Origin of the sequence: Paenibacillus sp. 8b26, from assembly GCF_050626875.1 — a bacterium.
GTDB lineage: Bacteria > Bacillota > Bacilli > Paenibacillales > Paenibacillaceae > Paenibacillus.
Map to the genome: position 1 here is coordinate 4,558,997 of NZ_CP192445.1, position 18,856 is coordinate 4,577,852.

Sequence of the window (18,856 nt, forward strand, 5' to 3'; positions counted from 1 at the left end):
AAGAAGAAATTATCTTTATCTTCGTTTTCCTTTAATCCATACGCCTTGCAGCATTAAGTCCGCATCCAGTAACAGAACGTCTGCTTGTTTGCCTGCTGCAAGCGAACCTGTTCGATGCGCAATGTTCAGGGATTTGGCCGGATTCAGGCTGGCGGCTTGTGATGCCTGGGGAATGGTCAGACCCACATGACGAACCAGATATCGGAAGCCTTCAATCATCGTCAGTGTGCTTCCTGCCAGAGTGACGCCATCTTCCAGTCGTGCCACGCCGCCTTGCACGATTACTGGTAAATCGCCGAGTGTGTAATGTCCGTCCTCCAGCCCGGTGGCAGACATGGCATCGGTGATCAGAATGAGATTGTGCTCACGTTTTAGATTGGCGAGCAGGGAGACAGCAGCGGGATGCACGTGTATACCGTCCGCAATAACTTCCGCTTCAATGCGCGGATCGGCAAGCACGGCTCCGGCGGCTCCCGGCTTGCGGTGATGCAGCGGAGTCATGGCATTAAACGTATGCACCGCATGGTTCAGGCCCGCCGCCGCTGCGCGCTCCACCTCTTCATACGTGGCATCCGTATGACCGAGAGCCGCAGTAATGTTATGGCTGCGCAGCCATGCAATCAGCTCCAGTGCGCCTTCCCGTTCGGGCGCAAGCGTTAACTGGCGGACAAGGCCCGGGTAGCGCTGCTCCCATTCCTTTGCCCAGGCCAGATTAGGTGGTTGAATGTGCTCCGGGTTTTGCGCTCCCGGCCAGTTTGGGCTAATGAACGGCCCTTCCAAATGTACGCCCTCCAGTTGTGCATAGGGCATAGGCTGCGCCATGTAGGCGTGAACCTCACTTAGCACCCGGTCGATTCGATCCTTGGGTGCGGTCATCGTAGTAGCCAGCATTGCGGTCGTTCCTTGGGAGCCGTGAAAAGAGGTAATCGTATCCAGCACCTGCGGATTGGCGTCCATAAAGTCCTCGCCGTTACCCCCGTGAACATGAATATCTATGAAGCCCGGCAGCAGATAGCCACCTTCCAATCGCACGATGTTTGCCCCCACCGCTGCACCATTACTCTTATTTTGCACTGCTGCTGCAACTAGATCAGCAGGCAAATCATCCTCTGCACCAGCATATACGATGGATTGTCCCTCTATGGCGATAACCCCTTTTTCAATCATGTGATTCCCTATAACGACTCGTCCATACAACAGTTGGGTTAAATCACCATTCGTTTCATCCGAGTTCAATTCAACCAGCCTCCCGCTTCCTGATCCAGTAAAATCAGCACGTTGGGATGACATTGCAGCAGAGAAGCCGGGCATTCTGTGGTTACAGGTCCGGTGAAAGCTTGCTTTACAATGTCTGCCTTATCCGCGCCAAAAGCGACCAGTACAATTTGCTTCGCCTTCAGAATCGTGCCAACTCCTATTGTGACTGCTTGCTTGGGTACAGTTTCTATATTACCAAAAAATCGGGCATTCGCTGTGCGTGTTCTCTCTTCCAAATCCACCACATGTGTGACTCCCGTCAGGCTGTGCCCAGGTTCATTAAAGCCGATATGACCGTTGTGACCAATGCCGAGCAATTGGAGATCGACGGGTCCATGATCCAGAATTGCCTGCTCGTGGGCCGCACATTCTGCTGCCAGATCGGACGCATTACCGTCAGGTACGCGCGTATGGGCAAGAGGAATGTCGATGTGCTGAAACAAGTGCTCATTCATAAAGCTGCGGTAGCTCTGCGGATGTTCCGGGGGAAGACCAACGTATTCATCGAGATTCACGGAGTAGGCTCGTGCAAAGCTCACCTGGCCCTTACGGTACATTTCTGCAAGGTGACGGTAAATACCTATGGGTGTACTTCCGGTAGCGAGGCCCAGCATGGCCTGTGGCTTGTTCAGCAGTAAGCTGGTGATCACAGCGGCAGCGGTAGCATTCAGATCTTCACGGCTGTTCAAAATACGTATGTTCATCTTCAGTGGCCCCCTGGTTGTTTTTTGAGCTTGCTTACTTGTTGATACGAACCTTCCAGTCTCGGAATATATTTGTCAAAATCCGCGCTGACCATACCTGTAAACAGGATATCTATGATATGAAGCTGGGCAATGCGGGACGCCATATCTCCACGCCGCATCCCTTCTTCCAGCGAGGAGGAAAACAGCGCAATATCCGCAATACCCGCCAGCGTGTTATTTCCGAAGGAGGTCAGGGACAATGTTTTGGCCCCCTGTTCCTGTGCGCAGCGCAGAGCCGCGATGGTTTCCTGGGTTTCCCCCGAATAGGAGACGGCAAAGGCGACATCTCCCGGCCCGAGCGAGGAGGCAGAGGTAATCTGCATGTGCGAATCCGCGAAGGCGGTACTATTTTTTCCAATTCGAATGAGCTTCTGATAAAAATCCTGCGCCACAATCGAGGAGGTCGCCATGCCGTACAGATCAATGCGGCTTGTGGCGGACAGCCATGCAATCGCCTGCTCCAGTTTGCCAAAATCCAGTAGTCGGGTCGTATCCGCAATGGATGCGGTATGATTCGCCTCAATAGCTTCCACAATTCGAGAGAGCGAATTTCCGGCGACGATGTCCTGATAGGAGGTTTCACCGTCACTGTTCGAACGGGGCAGCTCGGCGGCCAGCTTCATTTTGAAATCCGGATAGCCTTTAAAATGCAGTGATTTGCAAAACCGTGTAACGGTCGCTGGACTCACGCCACAACGCTCCGACAGCTCCCGAATGCCCAGATGCAGCACCTCTCCCGGAGCTTGCAGAATGGATTCCGCCAGCTTGCGCTCTTGCACGGGAAGCTGCTCCAGTCTGTGGGTTAAGGTATGAAGAATAGGGGACATGAGCTGCACTCCTTTGCTATAGAGTATTTCATGTGAAAATAATTATCGTTAAAATAAATAATATAAAGAAAAATATTTTCATTATTATTGTAAAATAATCCTGTCTCACATGCAAGCAGTTGGAAGCAAGATGTGAGCTATATATATCGAACTCGAAAAATGAACACCAAAACGGAGTAGGCGGAATGGTGCTGTACAAGCGGGGCGGTGGCGATGGGAAGCACCATCCGACTGCGTAGTGGCACCAGAGGTAACTTTTAAGTTTGGATTATACAAAATAATGAATAAAAATGAATAAAAAAGTTAGCGAAAATTGTAGAAATAAACACACATTAATTTACATATTGCGAGATATATTTACAAAACAACCTATTGACTTGTCTCTTCAATGGAGGAGTATAATTGAATAAAGTTCCAGTGTAGGAATTTTTCGAGGAGCTTTGCAGATGGCATTGTCGGGCGGAACGAATAGGATCATTCACAAGGAGGAGTTTGCTATGCAAAGCCAAGTGATTGAAATGATCAGCGCGGTCAAGGAAGATCCTGAACTGGTCAGTAAGCTGGATGGACATTCGGACATTATTCATGATGCAGGACTGGATTCGTTGCAGTTGGTTCATTTCATGCTGCAAGTGGAGGATGCGTTTGACGTGGAAATTGATTTTGATTCCTTTGAGCTGGAGCATTTGAGTTCGGTAGATGCGTTTTGCAGCTACATTCAGGGGATTAGCGATGCGGAAAAAGCGCCGCACCCGGAGGGAATGGAGACGGTCTGACGTACAGCTTGGTACATGTGCCTGAAAATCCATTAAACGAGGTGTTAGCATGCAGCCCAAAAGCAATGTGCTGATTGATGAGAAAGCGTTCAAGCTCATCAAGCGCAACCTGAAAAACGCTTCTGTATCTTACCGTAACGCAACACAGGACCCTGCCTTCAAAACGGACATGCCCCAGACGATCGGCATTAAGCTGACCAACCGCTGCAACCTTAGATGTACGCACTGCTTTGAATGGAACGAGGAAGGCTATCATCATCAAATGGATAAAGAGGAGCAAAACATGGATCTTGCCCCGGATATGCTTCGGCAAATTTTGAGCGAGACCAAGGAGGCCAAGTCCCGGCTGTATATGTGGGGCGGAGAGCCGATGTTTCACCGGCGTTTTGACGAAATTTTGGACGTGCTGGCGGAAGATCGGCGCGAAATGACCTTTTGTACCAATGGACTACTCATTGATAAATATTTGGACCGGATTTTGGATTTATCTGAAAATCTGGAGCTGTTAATAGCGATTGAAGGCTTTGAAAGAGAACATGATCTGATTCGCGGTAAAGGCACCTTTCAAAAAACAATGCGGCAGATGGATAAGCTGATTGAACTGCGTGACCAGGGATTGTACAAGGGACGGGTGACCGTCCATGCCGTCATTAACGATAACATGATCGGACGGATGTACGAGTTTCTGCAAATGCTGGAGGACAAGAGGCTGGATCTGGTGCTGTTGACGTTCCCCTGGTACATTTCCAAAGAAACTTCCCTCAAAATGGATGACTATTTTACACAAAACTTTTCTTGGCTCCGACAACTGGAGGAAAAAAATATTAGTAGCTGGCATGCTTTCAAATATAAAATCAACCCGGATAATATCGACCCTCTCATGCAGGAGCTACAGCGGATTAATGAGCGGGTGTGGAACATTCGCGTGCGCTATCAGCCCGGTCTGGACTATGAGGAGATCGACAAATTTATACATGGTGAGGAAATGGTCAGCCGTTGCTCCAATCATTGCTTGGCACTCACTTCCAGAACGGATATTTTGCCGGATGGAAAGGTCATGCCTTGCAAATTTTTCAGTGAATTTACGATTGGAAGCTTGCGTGACCACAGCCTGAAGGAAATATGGAATTCGGATGCGTATGAGAAAACCCGTCAAAAGATCAATCATGAAGGACTGACGCCGGTATGTTCCAAATGCAGCGTACTGTATCTGCACGGGGCCGGCTCTCTGAAATACATTTAGTTTTCTATGGATGTGGCTTGTTATTGTTTGAAGAGAGGGATGATGACAGGACGTGACGACCAAAACCATTAACCTTGTGGAAGCGCTTGCTCATGAACGGGATCATGGGGTCCTGATTTGGCTGTTTAATATTGGCGCAGAGCAAGTGTGGCATCCATCCCCCCGTAAGGGGGGCATGGTAGATCGTGATGAACAACAGGTTGTAAACCGGATGGAGGAAATGAATCTCCTGTTGTGTCGAAATCAGGATGTGATCGTGCTGCGGGAACAGCCGGATCAGGCTTTTCTGGACATGCTTCAGCGATTGGGCTTTAGCCTGCCGCGTATTGAGGTGCCGGAGCCTTCTGATCCGTTAACACCGATTTCGGAGCTGGTGCTGGCGGACGAGGCACTTTTGGCACGGCTGCGTGTGGTTGCGGAAGCAGGCCGCGGTAGTAACGGAGCCAAAGCGTGGCTCGTTCCATATGCGGTTACCCCGCAGGAGGAAGCGATTGCGGAGCGCTGTGGGCTGGAGCTGATCGGCGCTCCGTCCTCGGTCAGCGCCCGGGTGAATGATAAAATATTCAGCCGCCTGACTGCGCAAAAGCTTGGTTTTGCCGTCAGCGAGGGGGCTGTATGTGCAGATGAAGCGGCGATCCGCAGGGAGTGTGGCAGACTGGCCGACTTGTCGGACGGGCCTGTGAAGCTGATCATTAAGCAGCCGCATGGCGCATCGGGACAAGGCATGTATATGCTGGACGAGCTGTCCAAACTGGATACGCTGTTGAGTGTGATGAAACGCTTTGGCGGCTCATCGCCTTCTTCTGGAGGCTGGCTGGTGGAGCGCTGGCATAACAAGCAGATGGATCTGAACTACCAGCTCTGTATTGACGAGGGCGGCGGGGTGACGATGTTTTCGCTGAAAAGGCAAAACGTGGACGGCACGGTGTACACCGGGTCCCGCGTTCCGGCTGAGCTTGGCGATGCGCTGGAGGAAGAAGTGAGACGCTGTGCCTGCCAGTTGGGAACGTATCTGTATTCTATCGGTTATACGGGCATGGCTTCCATTGACGGTTTTGTTGATGAAGGAGGATTGCTGGTTCCGGTGATCGAGATTAACGGCAGATTTACCTTGTCTACTTATATTTCGTTCCTGTCTTCGGTATTGGGAGAGCAGCATAAAACGCTGTCTCGCTACTACCGCAACATTACCACCACACCGCTGACCTACAGTCGCTTATGCGGCTTGCTGGCAGAGGAAGGCTTGCTCTACACGCCCGAACGCCCCGAAGGGGTGTTTGTTTATACGGCAGGTACGTTGTCCGGTACTCCGGTGAAGCGGGGGTATGTGAATCGGATTTTCACGCTTATTATGGCAGATAGCTGGCAGGAAGCCGAAGCCTATGCGCACAGGCTGGAAGATGTTATTGCGGGATTGGCAAGCTTATAAACCGGGAGGAATTTAGGATGAAAACAGATGTGTACCATGTAGTACCCTTGCTGGAAAAGGTATTGAAGCTGGCTCCGGGCGAGCTGGAACAGTTGACTCCGGAGCAGGATTTGAGAACCTTGGGGCTGAATTCCCTATCCGCTGTTGAATTGATTGTAGAGCTGGAAAATGAGCTGGATATTACGATGGAGGACGACGATCTGGTGCTGGAGCATCTTTCAACACTTCAAGGCATTGAACGTCTACTGGGCAAATATGCATAAGGGGGCGGCAGAGATCAGACCTGTGCAGGCATCGGGCATGAAGAACGTTCATGACTCCGTTGTCGATTACGCTGCTGAAGAAATTATAGATGCTCCTCCAGGCAAGCACTGTGTATATTCATCCCTGCGCACCTCGCTGCGGCGGTATGGCGTGAACATGGCGGAATCTGAGCTGTTCATGCTGTGCGGCAGTATGTGCGCGGAATATAGCGGAGATTTGAAGCGCTTCGGTCCCGAGAAGTATCCGGAGCAGCTTCAGGAAATGGCAGCCAGCGGCGGTCCAGTGATTCGGGTTGAGCCGTGGATTGTTGGTGTAAGCGATGAAACCGACCTGCTGCGGGCGCTGACATCAGGCTACGGTACGATGCTGCACACATCGAGTACCGCTTTAACCTACCACGACGTGTATGTGAAAAATTACCCAAGGGGCCATGTCATTGAGCTGTCTGGACTGGACTTGCAGGAGCGAACAGCACAGGTAAATGACAGCTTCCTGCTGGATTCTTCGGGCCATGCCATGACTTACGTCGGTTCGGCCCGGCTCGACGATCTGATGCAGGGCATTATTGAATATGCCTGGGTGGTGGAACAGCCCGCGCCCCTTTCGCCAGGCGAACTGCATGCGGCGTGTGCATACCATATTCGTCAATATGTGACTGGACATGAAGCGGTCTGGAGAGGTGTACCTTCGTCCAATGACCCGGGAAATAAAGCCGGAAATGTCGCAGTTGGCAAACAGGTCAAGCGCGGAGATGAGGGCTACCGGGCCTTTGTCGAGGATTTCCGCCTGCTGACAGACATGGAGGATGCGGACTTCCGTACGTACTGCCATGAAATCTATTACAATCTGCGTTTGGGCAGCGCCCTTCATCTGACCGATTATACGGCGGATTATTGCAGGCTGCATGAAGCCACATTGGGACCGCGAGCGCAGCATGTGGTGGAATTGGCACAGTCATTGAATGCGGAATGGCATAAGCTCAATCTGCATATTTACAAAATAGGTCTTCAACTGCGCAAGCATCGGATGCCTGACATTATCGAACGCGCCCTCAGCTTGATTGACAAACAGCGGCATATGCTGGAGGAATTGATGATTTTAGCCGAGCAGGCAGCCGAGTAGTTCAGGCAAGCCAGATTATGTAAATCGTATCAGGTAAACCGCTTTAGGCCAGTTGTATCAGGAATGCTCATCAAGGTGTCACGGACAGATGAAAGAGGAGGAGAATTGAATGCCGTCCATTACATTGAATCAATTGTCGAAAACGTTTACGTACTATAAAAAGGAGCCGGGCGTGCGCAAATCATTACAAAACCTGTTCAGGCGGGAAAAGCTGACCAAAGAGGCCGTACGAGATGTCAGCTTCACCATTGAGGAAGGAGAAATCGTCGGATTTCTCGGCCCGAACGGGGCGGGCAAAACAACGACGCTCAAAATGCTGTCCGGCATTCTCCATCCCAGTGACGGTGAGGCATCCGTGCTCGGCTTTACCCCATGGAAGCGGCAAAAGGAGTTTAAACGGCAGTTTTCCATCGTGATGGGACAGAAAAACCAGCTCTGGTGGGATTTGCCCGCAAGCGAGTCGTTCGAGCTGAACAAGCTTATTTACGAAATAGATGAAAGTCGTTACAAGGAGGCGCTAGACGAGCTGGTTACCCTGCTTGGGGTGGAGGAGCAGCTTCATGTTCAGGTTCGGCGCTTATCTCTCGGCGAGCGTATGAAAATGGAGCTGATTGCCGCGCTGCTGCATCGTCCACGGGTCATTTTGCTGGACGAGCCTACCATTGGACTAGATCTGGTTTCCCAAAGGCGGATTCGCGAGTTTTTCAAAGCCTATAACCGCACACACCGGACGACCATCCTGCTGACAAGCCATTACATGAAGGATATTGAGGATTTGTGCAGCAGATCCATCATTATCAGCGGGGGCAGACTGGTGTATGACGGGGATTTGAACAAGGTGAATGAGGTGATCGGCGCCCGCAAGCTGCTCAAGGTTCGACTGGAGACCCCTGTGCCTAACCTGACGTTGGCGGGACTTGGCAAGCTGCGCTCCAACTCGGAGCTGGAGGCGGTATTTGAGCTGGATGCAGAAGATACTCTAACCTGGTCCAAAAAGATTTTGGATGCGCTGCCTGTCGTTGATTTTACGATTGAGGACGTCCCGTTGGAAGAGGGGATAGCCAATTTGTACGATGGAGGCAGGCTGGCCAATGCGAAATAATAAATACATGAAGGTGCTCCAGCTTGGCATGCAAAACGAAATGGAATACCGGGCCAATTACTGGCTCCAGATGGCGGGATTTATGTTGCCGATCATGACACAAATTTTTCTCTGGCTCGCGGTATTCGGCTCTTCGGGACAAGCAAGGGTGCTGGGCTACTCTTTGTCGGAAATGCTGGTGTATGTAGTCATGGCAGGGGTAACCGGGAAGTTGATCGCCACGGGGTTTGAATACGAAATTGCTACAGACATCAAGGAAGGCGGACTGGCCAAATTCATGGTGCAGCCTGTACATTATTTTGCTTACCGTTTTTGTCGGTTTATTGGAGGTAAGACGGTACAGTCCGCAGTGGTGCTGCTGGCGGCTGCGATTCTACTGCTGTGCCTTAGCCTGGAAGGACAAATCAGCTTCGGGCTGTCGTATATCCTGCTTTACATATTGGCGTTGCCGGGGGCGCTGGTGCTCAATTTTGTGGTCTATTACGCGCTGAGCGGCATAGCCTTTTGGGTGACGGAATCGGCGGGACTGTTTTACACGCTGTCGCTCGTCATTTATGTAGCTAGTGGCACGGTGTTTCCGTTGACGATTTTTGGAGACGTTTTGGCCCGCATGTTCAGTTTGCTACCGTTCAGCTACACCGTATTTTTTCCGGTGAATGCATTAACGGGCAAGCTGACCATGCTGGAAGCCGCTGAAGGCATTGGCGTGCAATGGCTCTGGATTGTAGTGCTGGCGGCCGTATCGCGCCGGGTGTGGCAAGCCGGGGTCAAACGCTTTGTCTCGGTAGGAGGTTAACATGAAAAATGTTTACCGAAACGTTGGACGTTATATTCGGCTGTACTGGAAGTTCATCCAGTTTTCCGTTATGTCGCAGATGGAATACCGCATTAATTTCATTACTGCCTTTCTGGTCGAAGCCGCTTATTTGCTCATCAAACTGCTGTACGCCTCGGTTCCGTACCGGGCCGGAACGGATATTAATGGCTGGTCTCCTGACGCGGTGCTGTTATATATCGGCGTATTTACGATGATGAGCGGCTTTTACAGCGGCTTGTTTTACAGCAATTTTACAAGTCTGCCCGATAAAATCCGTACCGGTTCACTGGACGTGCTCATGACCAAGCCGGTGTCCCTGCAATTTATGGTGACGCTGCGGCAATTTGAGCTGGGCTACACCATTCCAAACGTAGTCGGCGGCGGAATCATGACGGGCATTGGCTGGTTTAAACTCGGTCTGCCGTTTAACTTTGAAACGGTAGGGGGCTTTTCTATGTTGCTAGGATGCGGAGTGTTGACGGCCTATTCCGTGTTTTTGCTGCCCCAGCTGCTAGCCTTCTGGATCATCCGCACGAACGGGGTGACAGAGCTGTCCAACAGCATTTTCGAGACGAACTATGTGCCGATGGCGGTGTATAGTAATCTGATCCAGCGTATCGGCTTGTTCGTGCTTCCGGTGTTTGTGATTTGTAATTTTCCACCGATGTTTATTCTGGGCAAAATGGAACCCGGCTTGATCCTATGGGCATTCCTCGCCCCGATCTGGCTACTGGCGTTGATCCGCTTTATATGGCAGTTTGCCTTGCGTGATTATACAAGTGCAAGCCAGTAACGGAAACTGCTGCTTGTGGAGAGAGAATAATGAAGCAAGAAAGGAAGCGAGATACATGAATGCGATACCGAACCAGCGTCATTTGTATATGGGAACGTTCGAAGCGGAGGTGTACTGGCGGGATGCCCAGTTAGCTTCCCTGCCCGCCATTCCTGACCGGGCTTCCTCTGCGATTGTAGCGGCTATGGATGAGCTGCTGTTCAGCTTTTGCCAGCCGGGAGATGCGTTGTTGACCCGCTATGCGATTTCGCCTGTGCATCGTCAGTATATTGCGCAGTTGGGCTTTCGCCCGGCTGTAAATGAACGGGATTTGACTGACGGAACAGAGCAGGCGGGGAATGTGTCGGCGGCTTCCGTTTTTGAACTGCTGGGGAGTCGCAAGGCGGATACCAGTACGGGGTTCCCGCAACTGGAGGGATGTGTGCTTAGCCCGTTTGCGGGTTTGCCGCATGTCGAGGAGGCCGCACGCGCTTGGGGTATTACGCTGCACCAGCCGCCGCTGGAAACGATCCGCAAGGTGAATGCCAAAACCTATTCTTCCGATTTAAAACGTAGTCTCGGTCTGCGCCATCCCGGCTATATTGTGACTTCGTTTGCGGATGTAGCCGAGGCGGGACGCAAGCTGCTGCGGGATGGCAGCTTTTTAATCAAGGATGATTTTGGCGTATCGGGCAAAGGAAACCTGCACATTACCTCAACACAGATGCTGGACCGGATTGTATCGTATTTACGTGGACAGGAACGAAAAGGCAAACGGGTACTGTTCCTTCTGGAGCCTTTTCTGGAAAAGGAGCAGGATTTTTCATGCCAATTTACGATTGGTGATAACGGAAGTGTCGATATCCTATCTGTGCAGTGGCTGGCCAACACCCAATTCGCCTACCGGGAATCGTTGTCGCCGGATGAGGCTTTTATGGAGCGGCTGGAGCGCGATGGTTATTTTCGCTTAATGCAGGATGTAGGGAAGCAACTGTATCAGGACGGTTATTACGGCGACGTCTGCATTGACTCGATGACACTTCGCGGCGGGAAGCTGGAGCCTATTATCGAAATTAACGCCCGTAAATCCATGAGTCTGATCAAGCACCAATTGGACACCTTTTTGGCTAGAAAAAATATGCGTGGCACGTTGACGAATTATTCGCTGTCCCATGACGGCAGTTTGTCCTATGAAGAATTGCTGGAAGGGCTGGAATGTGAAGGACTGCTGTTCACAGGCGAAAGCGAAGAAGGCGTCATGCCGCTGGGCGCCAATACGCTGTATGTGAACACGGGCGGACGAGATGGCGAAAACAGGAATGCAGGCCATAAAAGCACGCCAAGCAGAAATACAACAGAGCGCGGGGGCAGGTCATCTGCCAAGCAGGTTCGTGTTAGCGGGATTAGCAATGGTGACGGTCTTTCCGTGTCTGGTGGGACTGAAGGCGTAACGAATATCCAAGGTAAAGAAGGGGCAACAGGAAGTGAGCGGGCACGTGGAAAAGGTCGTCTTTATTTGGAGTTGGTTGCCGCGGGTGATAAGGAAAAAATGCGTCTGACTACAAAGCTGGAGCATTTTTTGGCGGAGCATCATTTTACAGTGCTGAATTAAACGGGAGGCGTATGAGCATGAGTATGCATCAAAGTATGAAGGTAACGATTTTGTGCTCCGGTTTTGGCTTGGGCTTTTATACCCCCGGCTTGCTGATGCAAGCGGGTCTTCGCAGGCTGGGCGTGGAGACGGCGATTCATGTATTTGAAAATGTGCTGCCCGAGTCGGCCCGTCTCAAGGTGGATAAAAGCCGCAAAGCTTACCATGATAATTTCGCTGTAGCCTTAATGTCACAGAAGGTTCCGCAAGATATGCGCAATTCGCTTGATCTCGCTGCCATGGAAGTGCTGCTGACCCGATGGATGGAGGAAGATCGGCGGCATTTTATATGCTTCTCCGGTCATTGGATGTATGTGCTGGAGGAGTATCGCAAGCGTAGGGAGCCTGGATCGGTGCATGTGGACATTGTATATATGGACTCCACACCTTCCCCTTCATGGAAAAATCTAGCCAAGCATAATCCGCATTTTGCCGATGGGTGTGGAGAAACGACATTTTTTGAAAATGACCGAAATAGAGTCAGCCACTATATTGATGTCCCGGCTGTGGAGCATGTTCCCTTTGAGGCCCGGAAATCCCGCTTATTTGTGCATGGAGGCGGTTGGGGCATGGGCACGTACCGTGAAAAGGTCGGACGGCTGGAAGAGGCGGGCTGGGAGCTGGATTTGCTGCTGTATGATCAGGATCAGCCGGATGAGCAGCGGGACGGTATACGCTATTTCCGAATGGACCCGCAGTGGAGAACATGGCAACGGAATGAAGCCGGGGAGCATACATTTTCGCCTTTCGGTGAGGTGAAGGCGGGGGAGGAGACATTGTATGAGGTCGGGGCGGATTACCATGGCATGCTGGACCGCGCATGTCATGTCCAGGCCATTGTCAGCAAGCCCGGCGGGGGCAGTCTGACAGATTCGTTCGCCACAGCCACTCCACTCATTATGCTGGAGCCGTTCGGTGTACATGAGATGCATAATGCGGATCTGTGGGAACGGCTGGGACTGGGGATACGGTACGATACGTGGATGCAAATCTATGGTGGCAGCGCTGAGATTTTGGAGGACATGCACCGGAGGATCGTGGAGCTACGTAATCAGACACCACGCTATGTGGAGTCATATGTGAGGAACATCCAGGTGCAAGCAAGCTCAACGGGATTGGAGAAGGGGTCATGAATACCGCCGCAGCCGCGCAAGAGCCTGCGGTACGGGATATCCGCTTTGGCCTTATTGGCTGTTCAGCCATTGCCCCTCGGGCGCTGCTGGAGCCGATCCGTTACGTTACCGGGGCCCGTGTAACCGCGCTTGCGAACCGGACCGTTGCCAAGGCAGGAGATTTGGCGGACCGTTTCGGTGTTAGTGTCGTTTATCGGCATGCCAAGGATCTGTTAAGCGACCCGGAGATTGACGCAGTGTATATTGCGCTAAGCAATGATCTGCACGCCGAGTGGATCGGTAAAGCATTACAGGCTCACAAGCATGTGCTTGTAGAGAAGCCGTTATGTCTGAATCCGGCGGAGCTGGCTCCCCTGGAAGCGGCAGTCGGTCAGAGCAGCGCTCATCTGCTGGAAGGAGTCATGGTGCAGCACCATCCTTGGCAGCGCGAGCTGCGCAATATTGTGGATTCTGGTCGCTATGGCCGTTTGCGCTCCATAGCGACCAGCCTGTGCATTCCCGCAAAGGACGGGCATGCGGAGAATTACAGGTCCCGACCCGAGCAGGGCGGGGGATGCTTTTGGGATTTGGGCGTGTATTGGCTCCAGTTTCTTCAGGCAATCATTGGACTGGAACAGGTGGAATTTCGCAGTCAATCGGATTTCGATGGTCCTAACGGATGTGACTGGACATTTCGTGCGCAGGCCCGTTATCCGGAGGGAGTGGAGGCATCTGCCCTCTTTTCATTCGAGCGGCCATACCGCTGCGCTCATGTATTAACCTTTGATTCGGCGGTAGTTACTTTGCAGGACTGCTTTCGGGCGAATCTGGGCTTTTATAAAATAACGCTCAAGACGGAAATAACGAAGGATAGGATGGCAGAATCCAAAAATAAAACCGTTTTCGAGCCGATGAACTATTACGTTAATCAGTTGGATGCGTTTTGCAATATCATCCGGGGAGTCGCGGAGCCGATTCCGTTCCACGAGGCCGCCGAGCGCGTCAGATTGCTGGCAGCTATTCATGAGGCCGCCCGTTCAGGCCAGACGATCTATGCGGAATAGGAAAAGAAGAAGGGGGGAGATTCAGCAGATGGATAAAAAGGACGAAGCCTTGCTGGAACGCTTCGGTGAACATCCGACGCCATTTTATTATTACGATGGCGACGCACTGCATGCCCATGTCAGCTCGCTGCTAACCCGGCTGCACCCGGCTGTGCGTGTGCATTACGCACTCAAGGCCAATGGGAACGTAGCCTTGGCGGGATTGCTTCGCACGTTAGGCTGCGGCGTCGAAATCGCTTCGGCCGGGGAAATGTTCGTCGCGATGGAGGCCGGGTATGCCCCAGAAGATGTGTTGTACGCCGGGCCGGGAAAAACGGTAGCCGAACTGAGTGAGGCGGTAGCCTGTGGAATCGGCAGCATTCATGTCGAGTCGGTGCGGGAGCTGCGCTTGCTGGAGGATATTGCTGCCCGAGCAGGCTTGTTTGTCCGCGCTGCGGTTCGTGTGAATCCCGATAACGATTTGTCGGGATCGACGATCAAAATGGGCGGCGTTCCTCGTCCCTTTGGTGTGGACGAGGGGCAGTTGGATCACTTTTTTACGGTGCTGGAAGATTGCCCGCATGTATATTTTCAAGGCATACAGGTGTATACAGGCACGCAAATGCTGAAAGCGGATCAGATTTTAGCTTCATTCGCGAATACCCTTCAATTGGCAGAACGCATACAGGATCAGTATGGTGTGGCGATGCATACGGTAAATTTGGGCGGCGGATTTGGCGTTCCTTATTTTACTCATGAGCAGCCGTTGGATATGGGGCAAGTGATCGATGGACTGAACGCGATGGCAGAGCAGACTCGATCCCGTCTGCCAGGTGTTACGCTGATTATTGAAAGCGGCAGATATCTGGTTGCTCAGGCAGGTATGTACGTCTGTAGGGCGCTGTACACCAAGGAATCCAAGGGCGAGAAGTTCGTCGTGGCTGATGGCGGTATGAATCATTATGCCTCGGCTGCTTTTCGAGGACGTCGGATTAGGGACAACTATCCGGTGCGAATTATGCGTGGGCAAGGGGAGCTTCCGCCAGAAGCAACCTTGGATCTGGAAACCGTAAGTATTGTCGGACCGCTTTGTACACCCGAGGATTGTCTTGTGAAAAAAGCGCAGCTTCCTCCGATTCAGGAGGGTGATTATATTGTCATTCCGAATGCAGGAGCTTATGGACTAAGCTATAGTCCGGTGCATTTTCTGGGACATGCTACGCCGGCGGAGCTGCTGGATTTTCGCGGTGAGGTACATGTGATTCGTGAGCACGGTGACCGTACAGACTTGCTCCATCATCAGCGTATGATCCCTTTGCTGGAGGATATTTTCTGATCATAAAAGTCAGCACTCGCTTGTCGTGACTAAAAAAACGCCAAAACCGTCGGAGCCGATAGAGATCGGACCTGCGTTTTGACGTTTTTTTTCGTTATCTTTGGATTGTATGTGTTGCAGTTTGGACTTTAACGTTGCTTGGAGCTGCGCATTTCCTGACGCACAAGCTGCCACACCATGAAGATCAGCACAGCGACCTGTGGGATAAACGTTTCCCAAGTTGGATACATGCCCAGCCAGCTAATGGATGGCAGCGAGGAGGCTGTGTGCGCCGGAAGCTTGCCAGCCACTTGAAGTGAGTGAATACTTTCGCCCAGAAACCGGAATACGAGATAGTAAATCAGTACAGTGGCTGTCAGGAAAAAGGCGCGAATCGGCAATCGTACACTAAACTTGATGATCGCAAATGCCAGCACAACCAGTATGACAGTTGCCGAGCCAATACCAATCAGCAATTGAGAGGTTTCGATGGCAGGGGCCATACCGATATAAAAGATAGCCGTCTCGGCGCCTTCACGCAAAATCGCAAGTGCAGAAACTGCGAACAGCGACCACAGGCTACCACGCGCCAGCGCGCTGTCTACGCTGTTCTCGACAAAGCGGTTCCATGCGGCAGCATTGGATTTGGAATGTAGCCAGCTACCGACAGTCAGCATAAGCACGACCGCGACCAGTCCAGTCACACCCTCCAGCAGCTCACGCATGCTTCCCGATGCGGCGGCCGCGACCAGTGTGGTGAACAGCACTGCCAGGATTCCGCTCAGTACCAGCCCTGTTCCGGCACCGGCCCATATCCAGCGACCAGCCACAGCTTCGCCGCTTTTTTTGGCATACGCCAGCAGAGCCGCGAGCACGAGAATGGCTTCCAGCCCCTCACGCAGCAAAATCAGTGCCGCATCCCAAGCGGTGTAGGAACGTTCTTCCGTCAACGGACGGAGCCTTTCCAGCATCTGATCAAGGGTTTGGATGGCTTTGACTGTGTTCGATGGAGAAGACAGCAGATAACCGGAAGTTTCGGTCATTTCATTTTCAATCGCGGTATAGGACGCCGGATCGGAAATTTGCACATGTCCTTCCACCGAAGGCCACAGGGCGATGAACCGCCCTACCTTGTCAGCCGCTTGCTCAGGCTGATTGGCTGTCGCAGCCTGCCGTGCGGATTCGAGGAGCTTGACCGCATCACTTAGCGAAGCTACTGAACCATTAGCCGCGTTGTTTGCTCCAGCTTCTTGACCCGTATTCACCAACTTGCCTTGACTGTAATCCGACAACAAAGTCGTTAGCTCCTGCATTTCCTTGAGAGCCTGCTCTTGTCGTATTGGCTCGGCTTGCATGGAGATGCGAATCAGGCTGATTTTAGTTTCCAGCGCACTGTATACCGGAAAATTGTCCGAACGAATCGGTGTCTCCACCTGATACCATGCTTTTACGATCCGGTCGTAATCAGCACGGGCCGCAGTCCAGTCGCCTTTTTGCATGGCAGCCAGACTGCCCTTCGCCATGGGGAGCAGCTCTTCCGCTGCTTTGGCTCCAGCCGGGGCGGGTTTGTCGCCTTCCGCAGCAGTCACAAATTCGTTGACCGAACGAGCTAGCACGGACAGTGCAGCTTTTGCTGGTTCTCCGCCGCCGCTGGCAAGCGCCTGCTCTGCATCCGCGAGAGCCTTGTCCACCGCTGCGATATGGGCTGCATCACCGCCGTTTATTTTGGCAGCTTCCCACAGCGTACGGAATTCTTTGACGTCCCTGGAGGCTTCCGTCCATTGGGATTGTCCCGCCTCCACCAGTGCACCACCCACCATAGGCATGAGCTGATCGTTGGAAGCAGCTTTGGTATCTGTTTGTGCAAAAGCGACCGACCCGGAGCCGGAGCCGGATATGAACGGAGTTGCTGTCAGCAGCAGAGCCACCAGCAGAAACACCCATCCCAAGCTTTTATTGCGCCGATTCATATAAATCCCCTTCCTGGCCTGCTGCTAAAATAACGTATCCCCGATGTAGCCGCCTCGCGATACACCCGGGAAGCAGGCGAACACCGCACTGCCTTTGTGTACAATATATTCGTTCAGCTTGTCATTGCGCGCAAGCTTCTCCTGAATGTGGACGAACTGCTTGAATAGATCACGTTGGTAGCTGATGAACAGTAACCCGGCATCGAGCTGTCCTGTTTGCTTATCCAATCCGCTCGAATAAGAATAAGACCGCCGCAAAATATTAATGCTCCCGTCCCCATGAGCCAATGCCACATGAGAGGTGGGGGGCGTAATCGGCTTGCCATTCGGACTTGTGGCTGCCAGATCGAGCTTGTCGAACTCCTTGGCCTTGCCTAGTGGGGCCCCGCTGCTGCGATGGCGTCCAAAGGTATCCTCCTGGTCGCCCAGTGTCGAGCGATCCCATACCTCTACCCGCATGCGTACACGGCGCACAGCCATATAGCTGCCGCCGCCCATCCACGCGGGGCCATCACTCGCCTGTGTCCATACCAGACGGTTCATCTCGTCAGCCTTGGAGGTATCCGGGTTCCCCGTACCGTCCTTGAAGCCGAGCAAGTTACGTGGCGTGTTTCCCGCCGGATCGGCCTGTGCTGTTCGCTGGAAGCCTTCCTGTGTCCAGCGAAGCACCGCTGTTCCTCTGGCGATACGCGCCAAATTACGCAGGGCATGGAAAGCTACCTGCAAATCATTGGCGCATACCTGTACCCCGATATCGCCGCCACACCATTGGTCGTCCAGCGCATCCCCTTGAAAACGGGGCAGCTCACGGAGCCCGACAGGTTTAAGCCCTGCCAGACCGAAGCGCCCATCAAAAAAGGACGGACCCACACCAAAGGTAATCGTCGTCCGTGACGGCGACAGCCCCGCCGCTTCGCCCGTATCGGACGGAGGCAGGTTAAGATTTTCGTTATCGTTGCCGATCAGCGCGCCGGAAGTCATCGTAGCGGTGGCTTCTGTCCAGGCTTTAAACAGGCTGCGCACCCGTTCCTTGTCACTCGTCGTCAGATCGAAGGCGGCGAAGCAGATGAAATCCTGTGCCGGAGTCACAATTCCAGCCTGATGCTTCCCGTAAAAAGGAACCACATCCTTGGTATCCGCATCCGTCATCATGCTTTCGAGTCGTTGGCTGGCTGTCAGCACAGCCCCCACGCCACCGCCGCCGAGCAGGAGACCCAGTCCCCCGACCCCGGCCAGCTTCAATAGATCCCGGCGTGATACAGATTTACTCTTTGTAGACAGCACATCATTTTCTAGCAGAACATCCTCTGGCTTAGCATTCTTTTTGGCCAGATCAACCTGTTCTTCACGGGAATCTGTACGCTGCTGCGGTTCCTGTCTCGTTCCCTTTTGCCGCTTAAAGCCTTTCAT

17 protein-coding genes are annotated in these 18,856 nt (G+C 52.5%); 12 read left to right on the top strand and 5 right to left on the bottom strand.

Annotated features, from left to right (window positions below; genetic code table 11):
- Positions 1-15: 15 nt before the first annotated feature.
- Genes nagA through ACQ4MX_RS21245 form a run of 3 tightly spaced genes read right to left on the bottom strand, consistent with a single transcriptional unit; the run spans position 16 to position 2,830 of the window.
- On the bottom strand, positions 16-1,236 hold the full coding sequence (gene nagA, locus ACQ4MX_RS21235; protein ID WP_431087161.1) for an N-acetylglucosamine-6-phosphate deacetylase: 1,221 nt from the start codon (positions 1,234-1,236) through the stop codon (positions 16-18).
- Positions 1,233-1,961, bottom strand: a complete 729-nt coding sequence (gene nagB / locus ACQ4MX_RS21240; RefSeq protein ID WP_431087162.1) for a glucosamine-6-phosphate deaminase — start codon at positions 1,959-1,961, stop codon at positions 1,233-1,235. Before nagB ends, nagA begins: the two co-directional genes overlap by 4 nt.
- A gap of 2 nt (positions 1,962-1,963) precedes the next feature.
- The gene (locus tag ACQ4MX_RS21245) at positions 1,964-2,830 is read right to left on the bottom strand and encodes a MurR/RpiR family transcriptional regulator (protein ID WP_192510710.1); all 867 of its coding nucleotides are present in this window, start codon (positions 2,828-2,830) and stop codon (positions 1,964-1,966) included.
- 497 nt (positions 2,831-3,327) lie between these two features.
- Here ACQ4MX_RS21245 and ACQ4MX_RS21250 point away from each other — a divergent pair, with 497 nt between their 5' ends.
- The 12 genes from ACQ4MX_RS21250 (at position 3,328) to ACQ4MX_RS21305 (ending at position 15,497) form a co-directional block, all read left to right on the top strand.
- The gene (locus ACQ4MX_RS21250; protein WP_431087164.1) at positions 3,328-3,606 is read left to right on the top strand and encodes an acyl carrier protein; all 279 of its coding nucleotides are present in this window, start codon (positions 3,328-3,330) and stop codon (positions 3,604-3,606) included.
- A 49-nt stretch (positions 3,607-3,655) separates the two neighbouring features.
- Positions 3,656-4,849 (top strand): radical SAM protein, encoded by a 1,194-nt coding sequence (locus ACQ4MX_RS21255; RefSeq protein WP_431087165.1) that lies wholly within the window; start codon positions 3,656-3,658, stop codon positions 4,847-4,849.
- A gap of 52 nt (positions 4,850-4,901) precedes the next feature.
- Entirely contained in the window at positions 4,902-6,278 is a 1,377-nt protein-coding gene (locus ACQ4MX_RS21260; RefSeq protein ID WP_431087166.1) for a peptide ligase PGM1-related protein, read from the top strand.
- A 17-nt stretch (positions 6,279-6,295) separates the two neighbouring features.
- Entirely contained in the window at positions 6,296-6,541 is a 246-nt protein-coding gene (locus ACQ4MX_RS21265; RefSeq protein ID WP_025682535.1) for an acyl carrier protein, read from the top strand.
- Positions 6,534-7,664 carry a hypothetical protein gene (locus tag ACQ4MX_RS21270; RefSeq protein WP_431087167.1) on the top strand — a complete coding sequence of 377 codons (1,131 nt, stop codon included), beginning with the start codon at positions 6,534-6,536 and terminating at the stop codon, positions 7,662-7,664. The genes ACQ4MX_RS21265 and ACQ4MX_RS21270 overlap by 8 nt, the downstream gene beginning before the upstream one ends.
- Before the next feature lie 109 nt (positions 7,665-7,773).
- On the top strand, positions 7,774-8,766 hold the full coding sequence (locus ACQ4MX_RS21275; RefSeq protein WP_431087168.1) for an ABC transporter ATP-binding protein: 993 nt from the start codon (positions 7,774-7,776) through the stop codon (positions 8,764-8,766).
- Complete coding sequence (locus ACQ4MX_RS21280; RefSeq protein WP_431087169.1) at positions 8,756-9,562, top strand: ABC transporter permease; 807 nt, start codon at positions 8,756-8,758, stop codon at positions 9,560-9,562. Before ACQ4MX_RS21275 ends, ACQ4MX_RS21280 begins: the two co-directional genes overlap by 11 nt.
- A 1-nt stretch (position 9,563) precedes the next feature.
- Positions 9,564-10,376 (top strand): ABC transporter permease, encoded by an 813-nt coding sequence (locus ACQ4MX_RS21285; protein ID WP_431087171.1) that lies wholly within the window; start codon positions 9,564-9,566, stop codon positions 10,374-10,376.
- A gap of 55 nt (positions 10,377-10,431) precedes the next feature.
- Complete coding sequence (locus ACQ4MX_RS21290) at positions 10,432-11,967, top strand: hypothetical protein (protein WP_431087172.1); 1,536 nt, start codon at positions 10,432-10,434, stop codon at positions 11,965-11,967.
- Positions 11,968-11,978: 11 nt separating this feature from the next.
- Complete coding sequence (locus tag ACQ4MX_RS21295; RefSeq protein WP_431087173.1) at positions 11,979-13,139, top strand: UDP-glucuronosyltransferase; 1,161 nt, start codon at positions 11,979-11,981, stop codon at positions 13,137-13,139.
- A complete protein-coding gene (locus ACQ4MX_RS21300) occupies positions 13,136-14,182 on the top strand; it encodes a Gfo/Idh/MocA family protein (RefSeq protein ID WP_431087174.1) in 1,047 nt (348 codons plus the stop codon). Before ACQ4MX_RS21295 ends, ACQ4MX_RS21300 begins: the two co-directional genes overlap by 4 nt.
- 28 nt (positions 14,183-14,210) lie before the next feature.
- Positions 14,211-15,497 (top strand): type III PLP-dependent enzyme, encoded by a 1,287-nt coding sequence (locus tag ACQ4MX_RS21305; RefSeq protein WP_431087175.1) that lies wholly within the window; start codon positions 14,211-14,213, stop codon positions 15,495-15,497.
- Between the two features lie 128 nt (positions 15,498-15,625).
- Here the strand turns inward: ACQ4MX_RS21305 and ACQ4MX_RS21310 are convergent, their stop codons facing one another.
- Both ACQ4MX_RS21310 and efeB read right to left on the bottom strand, forming a co-directional pair.
- A complete protein-coding gene (locus ACQ4MX_RS21310; RefSeq protein ID WP_431087176.1) occupies positions 15,626-17,446 on the bottom strand; it encodes an FTR1 family iron permease in 1,821 nt (606 codons plus the stop codon).
- Positions 17,447-17,470: 24 nt separating this feature from the next.
- Complete coding sequence (gene efeB, locus ACQ4MX_RS21315; RefSeq protein ID WP_431087177.1) at positions 17,471-18,856, bottom strand: iron uptake transporter deferrochelatase/peroxidase subunit; 1,386 nt, start codon at positions 18,854-18,856, stop codon at positions 17,471-17,473.